The sequence below is a fragment of the Nocardia sp. NPDC041819 genome, assembly GCF_055590505.1.
In genome coordinates this window covers 1,078,259-1,094,247 of record NZ_JBVJAP010000002.1, presented here as the reverse complement: position 1 = coordinate 1,094,247, position 15,989 = coordinate 1,078,259, and the positions used below count along the sequence as shown (strand labels likewise).

Here is a 15,989-nt window from a genome sequence, read left to right as displayed (position 1 = left end):
TTGTTGATGAACTCCGCCGTCACGAACAGCGGAGCCGCATACGTCATGTCCTTGTCTTTGCACTCATCGATCGAGGCCTTGACCTCTTCGAAGCGCGGGTCGGAGAACGACAGCGACATGGAGCCGGAGAAGTCCTCGATCGGCGAGAGTTCCTCGAGCACCTCCTCGAGGCCACCGACTAGGCCGACGTCGCCGCGAGCGGCCGCGCGTTCGCGCCAATCCGGCGAACCGATCAACCAGGCGAACGATTCCGTTTGTAGATCGAGAAGTCCGGGCACCTCCAAGGGTTCACGGATCTTCGCGAAAGACACCCGCAACGGGGCTCCGGGGATTCCGGCAACTGCCTTGGTCTGGGTGGAGACTGCCAAGATGCGTCCTTCCAGCACCTCACGCGCGTCGCGTGGTGGTCCGCGACCGTCGCTTGTCTGCTACGAATTCCGCTGGTTACTACCCGAACGAAACTCGAAACAGGCACCAACGGAAGTAACACCGGAAGGGTGAACTCACGAGTGCGATTCGAGGTATGGACAGGAGGCAGCCAGCGCAACGTCCAAACCTACACCCAAGTACACGGGGGTGTCAAAGTACCACCCGTGTGATCGTCCGCATGGCTGGCGCGCCGGGCCGAATTCGCTGGCTGCGTCGTGAGCCGCGGTGCGCTGGAAGCCACTGTGACAGCTGCCGCTGTTGTGAATAGCGTGACGGTTCGGGCGAAACTCGTCAAGTGGCAGGCCCGGTCCGGGCGCCGTCGAGATCGCCTGCCGCGCTGCGTCATCCCGGCCGCCGCGGTAGCCGTTACTGGTCGACGATGTCGCTGGCCAGCCAGCGTCCGTCCACCTTTTGCATGTGCAGGACCACGGGTCCGGCGACGCTCTGCTGCGCCACGCCGTCCTTGGTGGCGCTCACCACCAAGTTGACGATCAGCTCCGCGCGATCATCCGTGAGCAACGTCACAGCAATCGGGTCGGCTTTCGCGTCGGCACTGGTCTGCGCCTGTTTGACGGCCGAGATGGTGGTGTCGGCGTACTTGTCCAGATCGGCGAGCATCTTTCCGGTGAGCACCTGCTTCGCGGTGTCCCGGTACCCGTCGATGTTCTTCACGTCGTAGGCGTAGACGGTCCGCAGCGCGTTGTCGGCGGCCGCCCGCACCTCCTGGGTGGCCTCGTTGTCCACATACGCTTGATTCGACGTGTTCACCCCGGGCTGTTGCGCGGCGAGCCATGCGAAACCGCCCAGCAGAACCGCGGCGAGCAGCATCGCCGCGCTGACGCCCCAGCGCGCACGCCCGGCAGGCCGCCGCCGCGGACGGCCTTTCCCACGCGACGCGATCGTGCGCCACCACGACGAACCGGGTGCGGCCACAGACCGCTGTTCGGCGCGGAGGGTGTCCTGTTCCGCGGTGGTGCGCGAAACGCCCGCCACGCGCGGTTTGCGGGCCGCTGCGGGCCGCGCGGACGCGGCGCGCGCCGTTGCGGTGGTGGGCTTGCGCTTGGAGGTGACCCGGTTGACCGGTCGACGAGACGTCATGGGTGTCCTCCTACGATCCCGGCTTCGGCGCGGCAGGCGGCTGCTCGCCCGCCGGTGCGGACGTCTGCGCGGCGGGGCCGCCGCTCAGCAACACCGGCTGGCTGAGCGAGGAGATCTGCTCGGCCTTCCAGACGTCGCCGTCCTTGGCCACGTCGACGGTCCAGGTGTAGCGGTAGTCGGCGGCGGGCTTGTCCTTGCCGTTCTCGGTGACCTGCAGCACGACCAGCGCCGATGCCTTGTCCTCCTCACTGTTGAGCGAGGTGAGCGCGGCGCCGAGCACCTTCGAGTTCATCGCGACCCCGCTCTGCTGGGCCAGCTTCTCCGCCTGGTCCTTGTTCTTCGTGGCCGAGTCCAGCAGCGCGCCGGTCATCGAGGACCTGGCCAGCGCCAGCGAGCCGGGCACGTCGTCCAGGTTCATCGAGGTCATGTTGATCGCGGCTTGGCGGGCGGCGTCCAGCGCGGTGTCACGGGCATCCCCGCGCGGGCCGTCGGTGAGTGCGGCCCGCACCCAGCCCGCGCCGAACCACGCGGCGCCGGCCAACGCGATCACGAGCACCACGGCGGAGCAGACCATGACCACCCGGCCGAGCCTGGACGCGCCGACCACGTGCTCGGACGCGCCGCCGGTCTGCTCGGCAGACTTCCGATCACTCGCGTCGGGCTTCGCGGAGGGACTCGTATCCGGCTTCGCGGAGGGGGCGGACGTGTCCGCCGCTGTCGTCGCGGTGTCCGGCGTGTCCTGCGACGCCGAATCGGACCGCTTGGTCGGATCGGCGGTCACGACATCGCCTCGCCGTCGGTCGGCTCGGTCGCGCCCCAGGGCCGGGTGGCCGTGGTTCGCTCGCTGCAGTCACTCACGCGAGACACCCTAACGTCATTGCTCCTGGTCACCGCTTCGGCGTGACCCCCAGCAGGGTCGACAGCTGCACGGCGGCCGGAGTCAGGTTCAGCTTTTCCGGATCGGTTTTGGGGTTGGAATCCCAGGGCTGGACGATGGCCGGATCGGCGTATTCGGCTCGCGCGCCACCCCGGACGGCGGTCGGATTACCGAACGGCACAAGACATTTGGCGTCTTTGTTGAAGGGGAACTCGTCGCGCGTGTCGTCGAAGTCCGGGTTCTGCGCCTTCATCTGTTCGAGAATCCGATACGTGCCCTCGTAGCCCACGGTACAGGTGGGTGGGTTGTTCACCTCGAGCACCAGGCCGAAGTGGCTGGTCCCGTCGCCGGGCGCGGTGGAAGAGCCGCCGATCGACAGCTGCGGGAGCATCTGCAGCAACGGCTTGATCGCGTAGAACTTCGGCGAGATCGCCTGCAGCAGCAGCCGCAGGTTGGCCAGGTCCTGGGTGAGCGAGCCACCGCTCTCGTCGATCAGCGCGCCGAGCTGCTCACCCGCGTCGGTTCCGGTGCCGATGAGCCTGCGCACGTCGGGGTCGCTGGAGCGCAACTGGGCGGTGAGCTTGTCCAGGCCGTCGCTGAACTCGCGGATCTGCGAGGACTGCTCGGCCTGCGTGCCGAGGGCGATGCGGCCGTCGCGGACCAGCTGAACGGTCTGCGGCAGCGTCGCGTGGAAGGTCTCGGTGAATTTGTTCAGCGAGTCGATCAGCACCTGCAGGTCGTCGCCCTTGCCGTCGAACGCTTTGCCCAGTTCGCGGACCGTCGTGTTGAGCGCGTTCAGGTCCACCGAGCCGGCGAAGGTGTCCACGCTGGACAGCAGCTCCTCGACCGACACCGGCAGGGTCGCCGAGGTGATCACGGAGTTGTCGCGCAGGTATGGGCCCGCGTCCGAATCGGGCTGCAGGTCGACGTACTGCTCACCGATCGCGGAGCGGTTGGCCACCACGGCTTTCGCCGACGCCGGGATCTTCGGCGAGCTCGTGTCGATGACGAGATTCATCACCACGCCCTCGCCGGTGAGCTCCAGCTCACCGACCCGGCCGACCGGAACGCCGCGATAGGTCACCTCGGCGCCCTTGTAGATGCCGCCGGTCTGCGCCGCCCGCAGCTTCACCGTGTACTCGTTGAGCCCGAACATGTGGTCGAGCCGGATGTACCGGCCGCCGACGTACACGACGCCGAGCACCGCGATCACCACGAACGCGATGAGCTGCCACCGCACCAGACGGGTCATCGCGGACCACTCCCTACGCCGAGTTGCTCGAGGATCGCCCCGACCGGACCGGGCACGCCGGGTGCGGGCGGCTGCGCCATCAGCGGCGGCAGCGGCAGGATCGACACAGTGGGCCAGCCCGGACGCGGGCCGTTGCCGTTGTAGTACGGATTGGTCGGGTTCACCGGCACGGGCGGACCGATCGGCGGGATGTACACCGGATCGGGTTTGCCCACACCGAGATTGCTGAGCGTGACGCCGATCTGCTGGTCCACCGACAACCACGTGTTCACGCTGCCGCCGAAGGTGCTCTCCAGCGCCGAGTCGGGGAACGGATAGGTCGGGATCAGCGGCACCGCCGTGACCAGATCCGGCGCGGCACGCCCCAGCTCCTGCAATGTCGGCCGCAGCGAGGTGAGGTCGCGGATCAGGTCGTCCTTCGAGGTGTTCAGTACATCGAAGCCCGCCTGGCCGAGCCGGTCGAGTTGGGCCAGCAGGGCGACCAGTTGCGGGCGCTGCTCCTCCAGGATCTTGATGCCCTGGGGCAGCTGGTCGAGGATCTTGCCGATCTGATCGGTCTGCCTGCTCACCCGGCTGCTGAGCACGTCGAGGCCGTCGAGCGCGCGGGTGATGTCGTCCACCTGCTCGTTCAGGCCGCCGATCAGCGTGTTCGCCTGCTCGATCAGCGAACGCACCCGGTCTTCCCGTCCGCCCAGGGTCTTGTTCAGTTCGGTGACGATCGGCTGCAACTGCGCGACGCCGCCGCCGTTGAGCAGCAGCGACAGGGCGCCGAGCACCTGTTCGACCTCGGTGGCGTGCCTGGTGCGGTCGACCGGGATCACCGAGCCGTCGGCCAGCCTGCCGGGTTCCGGATCGGCCGAGGGCCGGGACAGCTCGATGAACTTCTCGCCGAGCAGGTTCGACTGCCGGACCTCGGCGTGCGCGTTCGCGGGCAGGCTCACCGACGAGTTGACCAAGGTGCGCACGGTGGCGGTCCATTGATCCTTGCCGATGCTGATCTTCTCGACCCGGCCCACCGGCACGCCCTCGACCTTGACCGCCGACTGCGGGACCAGATCGAGGACGTCGTCGAACTGGATGTCGATGTGCATCGGGTGCTCGCCCACGTCGGCGCCGCCGGGCAGCGGCACGCTGTAGATGCCGTCGGAGGCACACGAGGTGACCAGCGTCGCGGACAGGCCGAGCGCCAGCGCCGCGCCGAGACCGCGTGCGACGGAACGGATTCGAATGCTCATCGCTCCCCTCCCTGCGACGGCGGAAGCCGGTCCGACGGCGTGCCGGGCACGGTGCCCGGCACCGGGTCACGCTGCTGGTTCTCGCCGCTGAGGATGCCGAACGGCAGGTTCAACGTCGGAGTCTGCACCCCGGCGGTGATCTGGTCGGTGATCTCCTTGCAGTGCTCCAGGATCGGCCGCATCTGCTTGCCGAGCGCCTCGAACTTGGGATCGCCGGGCATCAGTTTGGACAGGTCCAGCATCTTGCACACCGCGCCGAACGGGTCCTGGGTTTCGGGGAAGTTCGCGCGCATGTCGAGGGTGCCCGATTCGGCATTGTGCACGTTGATCAGGTTGCTCAACGCCAACGGCAGGACCGGCAGCAGGGCCGCCACGTCGTCGCGCTGATCGGACAGCGTCTTGGTGAGCTGGATCAGCCCTTCGGCATTGCTCGCGATCAAACCCCGGTTGTCGTCGATGAAGCGCGCGACGTCGCCCAGCGCGATCGACAGCAGATTCAGTGCCGCGCCGAGATCCTGTCGCTCGTCGGCGAGGAACGTCGACAGGTCGGCCAGCTGCGTGTTGAATTGCCGCACCTGCTGGTCGTTCTGGGCCAGCATGGTGATGAAGGACTGCAGGTTCTTGACCGTGTCGAAGATGTCGCCACGCGCGTCCGACAGGTAGCGGGCCGCCCGGGACAACTGGGTGAGGCTGTTGGCCAGCGCCTCGCCGTTGCCCGCCAGGTTCGCCGCGCCGGTGCGCACCAGGTCGTTCACCGCTCCGTCGGCGTTGGCGCCGTTGGGCCCCAGCGCCTCGGAGAGTTCGGTGATGCTCTTGTACAGCTGGTCCACTTCGACGGGCGTGGCCGTGCGCTCGCGCGGAATGGTCGCGTCGCGCGCCATCTTCGGGCCACCGGTGTAGGCGGGGGTGAGCTGGATGTAGCGGTCCGACACGATGGAGGGCGTGATCTGCGCGGCCCGCGCGCCCGCGGGCACGTCGTACTTGCGGTCCACGCTCATCACGATCTTGACCTGATCGCCCTGCGGCTCCACCGAATCCACCGAGCCGACAGGCACGCCGAGGATCCGGACGTCCGAGCCCTCGTAGATGCCGACCGAGCGATCGAAGTAAGCGGTGATCTTGGTGGTGGTCAGCCGGTTGAACAGCCACCACAGCACCACCGCGACCAGCACGGCGAGGACGAGGACCAGCGCGATGCCCACCTTGGCGCCGCGGCTGGAACCGCGCACCGCCCCGACCGGATCGCTACGCCAGTTGTCCGCCACGTCAGTTACCTCCCAGAGTGCGGATCGGCTGACGGTAGCCGGGGATGTCGGGCAGGGCGGGCGGCAGCACGTTGACGATCACCGCGTCGAACCAGCGTCCGGTGCCGAGCACGTTGGCGTAGAGGCTGTAGAACGGCGCCGCGAGTTCCAGCGTCTTGGAGACGTTCTGCTGGTTGGAGTTGAGCAGATCGATCGCGGCGCGCAGATTCTTCAGCGCCGGGCCGATCTGCTCCTCGTTGTCGTGCACGAGGGCGCTCAGTTCGGTCGACACCGTCTGCGCGCCGACCAGCAACTGCTTGATCGACTGCTGCCTGATGTTCAGCTCGGCCAGCAGCTGGCCGCCGTTGGCCAGCAGCCGCTCGAACTCGGCGTTGCGGTCGGCGAGGATCTGGGTGGTCTGCCTGGTCGCGGCGAACAGCTTCTTCAGCTCCTGATCGCGTTTGGCCAGCGTCTCCGACAGCCGGGCGACACCGTCGATGGACCCGCGGATCTCCGGCGGTGTCGTCTCGAACGCCTCCGACAGCACTTGCATGCTCTTGGCCAGCTGCGCGGTGTCGATCTGGTCGATGGTGCGCGCGGCGTCGGTGAACGCGTCCACCACGTCGTACGGGGAGACGGTGCGCGAGAGCGGGATCCGCGAACTCGGCGTGGCCGGCTTGGAGCCCCTCGGGTCGAGCGCGAGGTACTTCTGCCCGAGCAGCGTCTTGATCTGGATGGACGCGGTGGTCTCGTTGCCGATCCAGGTGTCCTTGGTGCGGAAGTCCACGAGCACGCGGTCCCCGTCGAGCCGGACATCGGACACCGAGCCCACCTTGACGCCCGCCACCCGGACTTCGTTGCCCTTCTTCAGGCCCGCCGCCTCGCTGAATTCCGCGGTGTACTTCGTCCCCGCCCCGATGATCGGCAACCGATCCAGGAAAAAGGCCGACACCGTCACCAACAGCACGACGGCGATGCCGAGCGCGCCCAGGAACGCCGGGCTGCGCTTGCCGAGCAGAATGCGGTCGTCCATCAGCGAGCCTTCCCGTGGCAGCGCGGCGCGGCGTTGGTGTACAGCGGCTGATTGATCGTCGGCATGCCCGCGGGCAGGTTGAGCTGCGGCGCTTCGACGGCGCCCGGTCCGACGACGATGTCGATGCCGCACAGATAGAACTGGAACCAGGAGCCGTAGCTGGCGGCGCGGCCGAGCTTCTCCATCTTCAGCGGCAGGTTGTACAGCGCTTCGTTCACCTCGTCCTGGCGCTCGTCGAGCGTGCCGGTCAATTGGCTCAGGCCCGCGATCGACCCTTGCAGCGTCGGGCGCACCGGGACGAGCAGGTCGGACGTCGCCGAGGTCAGGTCGGCGAGTGAGGTCACCGAGCGCCCGATCGTGTCGCGCTCGGCGTTCAGGCCGCTGATCAGCGCCTCGGTGTTCACGATCAACTGGTCGAACTGGTCGTCGCGCTGGTTCACGGTGTCCAGCACGGCGGTCAGGTTGCGGGTCAGCTCACCGATCACCGCGTCCTTGTCGGCGATCTTGTTGGTCAGGTTCGCGGTGGTCGCCACCAGATCGTGGATGGTGCCCTGCTCGCCCTGGAAGACCTGGATGATCTCGAACGACAGCTTGTTGACGTCGTCGGCGGTCAGCGTGCGGAACAGCGGCCGGAAGCCGTTGAACAGCGTGGTCAGGTTCAGCGCGGGCCTGGTGTGCTCGAGCGGGATGGTGCCGCCCTCGTTCAGCTTGCGGCCCTGCTCGCCGGTCCCCTGCTCCAGCGCGATGTAGCGCTGACCGACCAGGTTGCGGTACTTGATCGTGGCGATGGTCGAGGACGGCAGCCAATCCCGGTCGCTGAGTTCGAACTTCACCTCGGCCAGGCGCTTGTCCACGATCGAGACGTCGGTGACCTTGCCGACCCGAACGCCCGCGATGCGGACCTCGTCGCCGGGGTTGAGCGCGGTGACGTCGGTGAACCTGGCCTTGAACGCGGTGCCGCCGCCGCTGTAGTTGGCGATGGACAGCGCGAGCATGACCGTCACGAACAGAGTCACCACGACGAAGATGACCAGCTTGGTCAGCGGGCCGCCCAGGCCGCGCAGATGCTGCTTCATCGCACGCTCACCTCGCTTCCGCGGAACGCGGGCGCACCGGCCCTGGTCACCCAGCCGGGCACCTGATCAGGAGCGACGCCATTGGCCGCGCCGTAGATCGCGCCGAGCGACTGCTGCTCCATGGGCGAACCGGCGATCGTCGGCATCTTGCTCGCCGGGTGGACGCCGAACTGCGGCGGTTCCAGATTTCCGATCTGCTGGTCACCGGGGTTGCGACTGGGGACGGCGTAGGAGCCGTCGTTGTTCGGGCCGCCGGTGTACTGGCCGGGGTCGACGCCCAGCGGCATCTCGGGGATGCACCACGGCCCCCTGGGGTCCAGCCAGCGCGGTTCGTCCTGGTTGGGCAGGTACTTGCCGCGCGTGTTGGTGAGTTCGATGGTCACCCGCGAGCCGGGCAGGTCGGTGCCCTTGCCGAAGATTCGGTCGATGCGCGGCTTGAGCTGCGCGAAGTTCGCCAGCGAGCAGGCGTAGTTCGGCGAGTAGTAGGCCAGCTGCTCCAGCGCGGGCCGGGAATCGGCGGCCACGTCGATGATGTTGTCGCGGTTGGCGATCAGGAAATCGGTGGTCGTGGCCGCGGTCGGCGTCAGCGTCGCGTAGAGAACATCGATGTCGGTGCGCCGCTGCACGATGGTGGCGTTGGTCGTGCGCAGGTTGTCCAGTGCCTCGATCAGCTGCGGGGCAGCGTCGGAATAGGTGGCCGCCACCTCCGCGAAGCTGCGCAGGTCCGCCTGCAGGTCCGGCAGCACCACATTGACCTGGCGGAAGGCGTCGTCCAGCTTGTCCACGGTCTCGCCGAGCGCGGAGCCCTGACCGGCCAGCGCCTGCGACAGCGCGCCGAGGGTGGCCGCCAGATCCTGCGGCGGGATGGACTGCAGTAGCGGGAGCAGGTCGTCGAGCAGTTTGCTCAGCTCGATGGCGTTGCCGCTGACATCCTGGCGCAGCGTCAGCCCGTCGGTCAGATGCTGGGGGCTCGGGTTCTCCGGGATCACCAGATCCACATAGCGCTCGCCGAACAGCGTCTTGGGCAGCAGGCGCGCGGTCGCGTTGGCCGGGATCTGCTGCGCCTTGTCCGGATTGATGGCCAGGTCCAAGGTCACCTCGCCGCCCTCGGAACTGCTCGAGCGCACCTCGCCGACGGTGATGCCGCGCACCTTCACGTCCGCGTTGCGGGTCAGCGCGTTGCCCACGCTGTCGGTGATCAGGTCGACGTGCACGGTGCGCACGAACTGCTTGTTGTAGATCGCGACGGTGGTCCAGAGGAACAACGCGACCACGACGAAGAAGGCGATCCCCAGCACTCGGATGCGTAGCTTCGCGGTCGAGCGCCAGGCTTGGGTGCGGCTCATCCGGCCACCCGCACCGTGGTGGTGGTGCCCCAGATCGCGAGGCTGAGGAAGAAGTCGAGCACATTCACCAGGACGATCGCGGCGCGGACCGCGCGGCCGACCGCGACGCCGACGCCCGCGGGCCCGCCGGTGGCGTGAAACCCGTAGTAGCAGTGCACCATGATGATCACGAAGGCGAAGACCAGCACCTTGAGGAACGAATAGAGCACGTCCTCCGGTGGCAGGAACAAACTGAAGTAGTGGTCGTAGGACCCGCTGGATTGCCCGTTGAACCAGATGCTGATCGCCCGCGACGCCAGGAACGTGCCGAGTAGCCCGACGATGTAGAGCGGGATCACCGCGAGGAATCCGGCGATCACCCGGCTGGTCACCAGGAACGGCACGCCCGGCACCGCCATCACCTCGAGCGCATCGATCTCCTCGGAGATCCGCATGGCGCCCAACTGCGCGGTGAAACCACAACCGACCGTGGCGGACAGGGCGAGCGCGGCGACCAGTGGGGCGATCTCGCGGGTGTTGATGTAGGCGGTGAGGAAGCCGGTGAGCACCGAGCTGCCGAGAGCGTCGAGGGCCTTGAAACCCTGGAGGCCGACGACGACGCCGACGGAACCGGACATGAACACGATGACGCCGATGGTGCCGCCGATCACCGCGAGCGCTCCGGTGCCGAAGGTGACCTCGGCGAGCAGTCGCATGACTTCCTTGCGGTAGTGCACCGCGGTCCGCGGGATCCACGCGATGGCCCGCGTGTAGAACGACATCTGCTCGCCCGCGCGATCGATCACGTTGAGCGGCATCCGAGCGATTTCACCCACCCGGCGCATGGACTTGGCGACCGGGGTTCGGTACGACGTGGCCATCGGTCAGGCGCCCTTGGCCGGAACGACCTGTAGGTACACCAGGGTCAGGATGAGATTCACGAAGAACAGCACCATGAACGTGATCACCACGGATTGGTTCACCGCGTCACCGACTCCTTTCGGGCCCCCCTTGGGATGCAGCCCCTTGTACGCGGCGATGACGCCGGCGAGCAGACCGAACACCGCCGCCTTGATCTCGCCGATCCACAGGTCCGGCAACTGAGCGAGCGCGGAGAACGACGCCAGGTAGGCGCCGGGCGTGCCGCCCTGCAGCAGCACGTTGAAGAAGTACCCGCCCGCGATGCCGACCACCGAGACCAGGCCGTTGAGCAGCAGCGCGACCAGCATCATGCCGAGCACGCGCGGCACCACCAGCTTTCGCACCGGATCGATGCCGAGCACTTCCATCGCGTCGATCTCCTCGCGGATGGTGCGCGAGCCGAGATCGGCGGCCACCGCCGACCCGGCCGCGCCCGCGATGATCAGGGCCGTCACGACGGGAGCCGCCTGCTGGACGGTTGCCAGCACACTGGTCGCGCCGGTGAACGATTCCGCGCCGAGCTGCTTGATCAGCGAACCGGTCTGCAGTGCCACGACCGCGCCGAACGGAATCGCGACCAGCGCGCTGGGCAGGATCGAGACACTCGCGATGAACCACGACTGCTCGATGAACTCCCGCCACTCGAAGGGGCGACGGAATGTCTTCCGCAAAACGTCGATGAGCAGCGCAAAGATATTGCCGGCCTGGGCAAACCCCGACTCCAGGGGAGTTCGCAATCGCGCCAGGGTCGAATTCACGATCGCAGATGTTACCCGTTAGTTGTGTTGTGTCGCACGGTGGTGTCGTACGAGCCGCCCTGATAATTAGCCAGGTCGCCGCTGTTGTACGCCATCACCTGCGTATCGTCGTTCTCCGCAAGTGATTCGCGGATCGCGACCTGGGCGGCGTGGGGCAGCGTGTGCATGATCTCGCGGACACGCTCCTTGCGCCGCAGCACCCCTTGACGCACCGGCATGCCCGGCTGCGCCCTCATCTGCGGGATGATGCCCTCGACCTCTTCCGCACCGCCGTGATGGTGCCCGGCGTCCACCAACGCCTGCTCGCGCGCCATCTGCGCCTCGTCCTTCTCCTCGGACATGCCGATCGGGCCGATCATGCGGCCGTTGAGGAACTGCTTGACCACCGGCTCGTCGGAGGTGAGCAGCACCTCGCGCGGGCCGAACATGACCAGCTGGCGGCGGAACAGCATGCCGATGTTGTCCGGCACCGTGCGGGCCAGGTTGATGTTGTGCGTGACGATCAGGATGGTGGCGTCGATCTGAGCGTTGATGTCGATCAGCAGCTGGCTCAGGTAAGAGGTGCGCACCGGGTCCAGACCCGAGTCCGGCTCGTCGACGAGGATGATCTGCGGATCCAGCACCAGGGCGCGGGCCAGCCCGGCGCGCTTGCGCATACCGCCGGAGATCTCGCCGGGCAGCTTGCCCTCGGCCCCGAGCAGGCCGGTGAGCTCCAGCTTCTCCATGACGATCTTCTTGATCTCGGATTCGCTCTTCTTGGTGTGCTCGCGCAGCGGGAAGGCCACGTTGTCGAACAGATTCATCGAGCCGAACAGCGCGCCGTCCTGGAACAGCACGCCGAAGAGCTTGCGGATCTCGTAGAGCTCTTTGTTGGAGCAGGTGGTGATATCGGTGCCGTCGATGTAGATCGAGCCGCGCTCGGGGCGCAGAAGTCCGATCAGCGACTTCAGGAACACCGACTTACCGGTGCCCGATGGGCCCAGCAGCGCGCTGACCTCGCCCGAGGGCAATGTCAGAGACACGTCCTGCCAAATTCGCTGGGAACCGAAAGACTTGGTTACACTCTCGGTCCTGACCTCGACGCCCACGCCAACCTCCACAATTCTCAGCGAGCTGCCCACCGGCGAACCGCGCGCTCGGATATCGCGGTGCGTCACGTCACAGTGGGTTCGGTCACTGTAACTCATGGGACAGATCGGGCACACCCCAACCTGACTGCGTAGTAACTCCGCAATAGTTTCGGTATCGACGATAGCGGCGAGATTGCCGAAAAACGCGAACGGGCGATCCCCCGCGGGGGATCGCCCGTTCGGCGTGTCCGGTCGTGAATTACTTGACCGAGACCTTGGCGCCGGCCTCTTCCAGCTTCGCCTTGGCGGCCTCGGCGGCGTCCTTGGCGACCTTCTCCAGGATCGGCTTCGGGGCGCTCTCGACCAGGTCCTTGGCTTCCTTCAGGCCCAGGCCGGAGACGATCTCGCGGACCACCTTGATGACCTGGATCTTCTTGTCGCCCGCACCCTCGAGCACGACGTCGAACTCGTCCTGCTCCTCGACGGCCTCGGCCGGAGCGGCGGCACCGCCGACGGCGGCGACGGCGACCGGAGCAGCCGCGGTGACCTCGAACTTCTCCTCGAACTTCTTCACGAAGTCCGACAGCTCGAGCAGGGTCATGTTGCCGAAGGTCTCGAGCAGTTCGTCAACGTTGGCCATTGTTGTTTTCCTTTCGGTAGTGAATGTCTGAGCGGGGAGTCGTGCCACACGGCACTACTCGGCGGCAGATCCGCCTTCTTCGGCCTGCTTCTTCTCCTGCAGCGCGGCGGCCAAGCGGGCCACCTGCGAGGCGGGAGCGTTGAACAGACCGGCGGCCTTTGCGAGGTTGCCCTTGAGCGCGCCGGCCAGCTTGGCCAGCAGCACCTCACGGGTCTCCAGGTCGGCGATCCGCTCGACCTCGGACACGGACAGCGGCGCGCCGTCCATGTAGCCGCCCTTGATGATGAGCGCCTTGTTGTCCTTCGCGAAGGTCTTCAGGGCCTTGGCCGCGTTGACCGGCTCACCGGTGATGAAGGTGATCGCGGTCGGCCCGACGAACAGTTCGTCGAGGCCTTCCACGCCCGCCTCGGCGGCGGCACGCTTGACCAGGGTGTTCTTGGCGACGGAGTACGTGGCGTCGGCGCCGAGCGCGCGCCGCAGCTCGGTGAGCTTGCCGACCGACAGGCCACGGTATTCCGTGACGACGGTGGCCGTCGAGCTCTTGAACTGCTCCGCGATCTCCTCGACCGCGGTGACCTTCTCGGGTTTTGCCATACTTCGCCTCCTCTCTGATTGGTCGGTTCGTATACGCGAACTACCGATCAGGGGCCGGCGACAAAACAAACGCCCCGAACGCAGAGCGTTCCGGGGCGCAACAGAAAACCGAGCCGGGACGATACCCGGATCAATTCCCAGCCTCGGCTCTCCCTGCGTGGGCCGCCGGCAATGTCGCCGGACCTTCGACCGAACCCATGCGGGATCGGCGACCAACGGTCTTCGGTAGAACGGATTGGGTAGCGATCGAACTAGTCGATAACTGATGTCCAATGTACCCGGACGGGTTCCCATCTGCCAAAACGGGCCCCGGCAGGACGCCTGACCGAAACCTGTGGGCCGTCGAATCGTTCTGCTACGACAAGCCTTTTCGCCACGCCCGTTCGATGGCGGCCGCCGCGTCCACGCTGGTGACTTTTCTCACGGCGTCGCGTTCTGCGCGAACCGGGCGAGCCCGCGCAATACGGCCACGACGCCGGACCGGAATTCGGCGTCGGCGATCAGCCCATCCGGGCCGACGTCCTCGCGCAGCACGGGCAGCCGTCGGCAGACATCCGGACCGATCTCGGCCCCCACATAGCCGAGCACGCTGCGCAGCGTCGTGGTCGCGCCGTCACCACGCCCGGGGGCCGCCACGGTGATCCAGGCGACCGGCTTGCGATAGAGATCACCGGTCCCGACGGTCCAGTCCAGGAGGTTCTTCAGGCTGCCCGGCAAGGTGCCCGCGTATTCGGGGGTGCAGAACAGCACGGCGTCGGCGCGCGAAAGGTGTGCGCGCAGCGCGACGACCGATGGATGAGCGGTGCCGTCGTCGTCCGGGTTGAACGCGGGCAAGTCCGCGAGACCGTCGTACCAGACGGTTTCGACGCCATCCGGGGCGACGGCCGAGGCGGTCCGGAGTGCGGCGGTATTGGTGGAGGCGGCGCGAGTGCTGCCGGAGATCAGAAGAACGACGGTCACATCGAACCCCAACCACGCCGCCGGGCGGATTAGTCCGCAAACGCGCAACGGCGGGAACGCATTACGCGTTCCCGCCGTCGCGGTCGGCTCAGCCGCTGTTTACGCGTCCTCGTCGAGGAGGTTGCGGGTGCGGTTCGGGTCCACCGGGATGCCCGGTCCAGTGTTCGTCGAGACCGTCACCTTCTTGACGTAGCGGCCCTTGGCGGTCGACGGCTTGGCACGCAGGATCTCGTCCAGCGCGGCGCCGTAGTTCTCCACCAGCTTGGCGTCGTCGAAGGACGCCTTGCCGATGACGAAGTGCAGATTGGCCTGCTTGTCGACGCGGAAGTTGATCTTGCCGCCCTTGATGTCGTTGACGGCCTTGGTCACGTCGGTGGTGACCGTGCCCGTCTTCGGGTTCGGCATCAGGCCGCGCGGGCCGAGAACACGCGCGATCCGGCCGACCTTGGCCATCTGGTCCGGGGTGGCGATCGCGGCGTCGAAGTCCAGCCAGCCGCCCTGGATCCGCTCGATCAGGTCCTCGGCGCCGACGGCATCCGCGCCCGCGGCCTCGGCCTCGGCGGCCTTCTCGCCCGCGGCGAAGACGATGACGCGGGCGGTCTTACCGGTGCCGTGCGGCAGGTTGACCGTGCCGCGGACCATCTGGTCGGCCTTGCGGGGATCCACACCGAGACGCACGGCGACCTCGACGGTCGCGTCGGTCTTGGTGCTGGCGGTCTCCTTCGCCAGGCGCGCGGCGGCCAGCGGGGAGTAGAGCTGGGTGCGATCGACCTTCTCGGCCGCGGCGAGGTACGCCTTGCTTCGTTTTGCCATGATTCTCTGTCCTGTTCGATCCGCGGCGCTCCGGGACTCTGCGTGGTCACGCAGGCCGGTCCGTCGCTCGCGCCGCTGTGTTGGTAGTTCAGACGTGGTTATCGGGCCTGGCCGGCCCTCCCACCGGGGAGCGATTCCGCTCAGCCTTCGACGGTGATACCCATCGAACGCGCGGTACCCGCGATGATCTTGGCCGCCTGCTCGATGTCGTTGGCGTTCAGATCTTCCTGCTTGGTCTTGGCGATCTCGCGCACCTGGTCCATGGTCACCTTGGCGACCTTGTTGCGGTGCGGCTCCGCCGAGCCCTTCTGCACGCCTGCGGCCTTGAGCAGCAGCTTGGCGGCGGGCGGGGTCTTCAGCTTGAAGTCGAACGACCGGTCCTCGTACACCGAGATCTCGACCGGGATGACGTTGCCACGCTGCGACTCGGTCGCCGCGTTGTACGCCTTGCAGAACTCCATGATGTTGACGCCGTGCTGACCGAGCGCGGGGCCGACCGGAGGGGCCGGGTTCGCCTGGCCGGCCTGGATCTGAAGCTTGATGATCCCGGCGAGCTTCTTCTTCTTGGGGGGCATCTTTCTTTCCTAGGTGTTTGGTGTCCTTGCTCTTTGCAAGTCTGTGAATCAACCCGCCGCGCGGGCCGATTCATCCCGTCGTCGACGGA

The 15,989-nt window shown here is 67.0% G+C and carries 16 protein-coding genes and 1 pseudogene; all 17 read right to left on the bottom strand.

Annotated features, from left to right (window positions below; translation table 11 throughout):
* A pseudogene (locus ACZ6DL_RS11975) lies at positions 1-386 on the bottom strand (DNA-directed RNA polymerase subunit beta); the annotation flags it as partial.
* Between the two features lie 409 nt (positions 387-795).
* Positions 796-1,527, bottom strand: a complete 732-nt coding sequence (locus ACZ6DL_RS11970) for a hypothetical protein (protein WP_466050455.1) — start codon at positions 1,525-1,527, stop codon at positions 796-798.
* A gap of 10 nt (positions 1,528-1,537) precedes the next feature.
* Entirely contained in the window at positions 1,538-2,308 is a 771-nt protein-coding gene (locus ACZ6DL_RS11965) for a hypothetical protein (protein WP_466050454.1), read from the bottom strand.
* A 106-nt stretch (positions 2,309-2,414) separates the two neighbouring features.
* Complete coding sequence (locus tag ACZ6DL_RS11960; protein ID WP_396987910.1) at positions 2,415-3,656, bottom strand: MCE family protein; 1,242 nt, start codon at positions 3,654-3,656, stop codon at positions 2,415-2,417.
* A complete protein-coding gene (locus tag ACZ6DL_RS11955) occupies positions 3,653-4,891 on the bottom strand; it encodes an MCE family protein (protein WP_466050453.1) in 1,239 nt (412 codons plus the stop codon). The genes ACZ6DL_RS11960 and ACZ6DL_RS11955 overlap by 4 nt, the downstream gene beginning before the upstream one ends.
* Entirely contained in the window at positions 4,888-6,120 is a 1,233-nt protein-coding gene (locus ACZ6DL_RS11950; RefSeq protein ID WP_466050526.1) for an MCE family protein, read from the bottom strand. The genes ACZ6DL_RS11955 and ACZ6DL_RS11950 overlap by 4 nt, the downstream gene beginning before the upstream one ends.
* 37 nt (positions 6,121-6,157) lie before the next feature.
* A complete protein-coding gene (locus tag ACZ6DL_RS11945; RefSeq protein WP_062968298.1) occupies positions 6,158-7,168 on the bottom strand; it encodes an MCE family protein in 1,011 nt (336 codons plus the stop codon).
* Positions 7,168-8,244, bottom strand: coding sequence for an MCE family protein (locus ACZ6DL_RS11940; protein ID WP_466050452.1), 1,077 nt, complete (start codon positions 8,242-8,244; stop codon positions 7,168-7,170). The genes ACZ6DL_RS11945 and ACZ6DL_RS11940 overlap by 1 nt, the downstream gene beginning before the upstream one ends.
* On the bottom strand, positions 8,241-9,590 hold the full coding sequence (locus tag ACZ6DL_RS11935; protein WP_466050451.1) for an MCE family protein: 1,350 nt from the start codon (positions 9,588-9,590) through the stop codon (positions 8,241-8,243). Before ACZ6DL_RS11935 ends, ACZ6DL_RS11940 begins: the two co-directional genes overlap by 4 nt.
* The gene (locus tag ACZ6DL_RS11930) at positions 9,587-10,450 is read right to left on the bottom strand and encodes an MlaE family ABC transporter permease (protein ID WP_040870310.1); all 864 of its coding nucleotides are present in this window, start codon (positions 10,448-10,450) and stop codon (positions 9,587-9,589) included. Before ACZ6DL_RS11930 ends, ACZ6DL_RS11935 begins: the two co-directional genes overlap by 4 nt.
* 3 nt (positions 10,451-10,453) lie before the next feature.
* A complete protein-coding gene (locus ACZ6DL_RS11925; RefSeq protein ID WP_051175592.1) occupies positions 10,454-11,248 on the bottom strand; it encodes an MlaE family ABC transporter permease in 795 nt (264 codons plus the stop codon).
* An 11-nt stretch (positions 11,249-11,259) separates the two neighbouring features.
* Positions 11,260-12,336 (bottom strand): ABC transporter ATP-binding protein, encoded by a 1,077-nt coding sequence (locus ACZ6DL_RS11920; protein ID WP_396987918.1) that lies wholly within the window; start codon positions 12,334-12,336, stop codon positions 11,260-11,262.
* 241 nt (positions 12,337-12,577) lie between these two features.
* Positions 12,578-12,958, bottom strand: coding sequence for a 50S ribosomal protein L7/L12 (rplL, locus tag ACZ6DL_RS11915; protein WP_039802004.1), 381 nt, complete (start codon positions 12,956-12,958; stop codon positions 12,578-12,580).
* 54 nt (positions 12,959-13,012) lie between these two features.
* Positions 13,013-13,552, bottom strand: a complete 540-nt coding sequence (gene rplJ, locus ACZ6DL_RS11910; RefSeq protein ID WP_040870314.1) for a 50S ribosomal protein L10 — start codon at positions 13,550-13,552, stop codon at positions 13,013-13,015.
* Between the two features lie 420 nt (positions 13,553-13,972).
* Complete coding sequence (locus ACZ6DL_RS11905) at positions 13,973-14,512, bottom strand: NADPH-dependent FMN reductase (protein ID WP_466050450.1); 540 nt, start codon at positions 14,510-14,512, stop codon at positions 13,973-13,975.
* Positions 14,513-14,611: 99 nt separating this feature from the next.
* The gene (rplA, locus tag ACZ6DL_RS11900) at positions 14,612-15,325 is read right to left on the bottom strand and encodes a 50S ribosomal protein L1 (protein ID WP_040870317.1); all 714 of its coding nucleotides are present in this window, start codon (positions 15,323-15,325) and stop codon (positions 14,612-14,614) included.
* A 140-nt stretch (positions 15,326-15,465) separates the two neighbouring features.
* Positions 15,466-15,900, bottom strand: a complete 435-nt coding sequence (rplK, locus tag ACZ6DL_RS11895; RefSeq protein WP_063051596.1) for a 50S ribosomal protein L11 — start codon at positions 15,898-15,900, stop codon at positions 15,466-15,468.
* Positions 15,901-15,989: the final 89 nt, after the last annotated feature.

Bases quoted from the DNA above. Each gene is read 5' to 3' on its own strand.
- ACZ6DL_RS11960 (WP_396987910.1), bottom strand. From the start codon at position 3,656: ATGACCCGTCTGGTGCGGTGGCAGCTCATCGCGTTCGTGGTGATCGCG.
- rplK (WP_063051596.1), bottom strand. From the start codon at position 15,900: ATGCCCCCCAAGAAGAAGAAGCTCGCCGGGATCATCAAGCTTCAGATC.
- rplL (WP_039802004.1), bottom strand. From the start codon at position 12,958: ATGGCCAACGTTGACGAACTGCTCGAGACCTTCGGCAACATGACCCTG.
- rplA (WP_040870317.1), bottom strand. From the start codon at position 15,325: ATGGCAAAACGAAGCAAGGCGTACCTCGCCGCGGCCGAGAAGGTCGAT.
- ACZ6DL_RS11930 (WP_040870310.1), bottom strand. From the start codon at position 10,450: ATGGCCACGTCGTACCGAACCCCGGTCGCCAAGTCCATGCGCCGGGTG.
- ACZ6DL_RS11935 (WP_466050451.1), bottom strand. From the start codon at position 9,590: ATGAGCCGCACCCAAGCCTGGCGCTCGACCGCGAAGCTACGCATCCGA.
- ACZ6DL_RS11970 (WP_466050455.1), bottom strand. From the start codon at position 1,527: ATGACGTCTCGTCGACCGGTCAACCGGGTCACCTCCAAGCGCAAGCCC.
- ACZ6DL_RS11945 (WP_062968298.1), bottom strand. From the start codon at position 7,168: ATGGACGACCGCATTCTGCTCGGCAAGCGCAGCCCGGCGTTCCTGGGC.
- rplJ (WP_040870314.1), bottom strand. From the start codon at position 13,552: ATGGCAAAACCCGAGAAGGTCACCGCGGTCGAGGAGATCGCGGAGCAG.
- ACZ6DL_RS11955 (WP_466050453.1), bottom strand. From the start codon at position 4,891: ATGAGCATTCGAATCCGTTCCGTCGCACGCGGTCTCGGCGCGGCGCTG.
- ACZ6DL_RS11940 (WP_466050452.1), bottom strand. From the start codon at position 8,244: ATGAAGCAGCATCTGCGCGGCCTGGGCGGCCCGCTGACCAAGCTGGTC.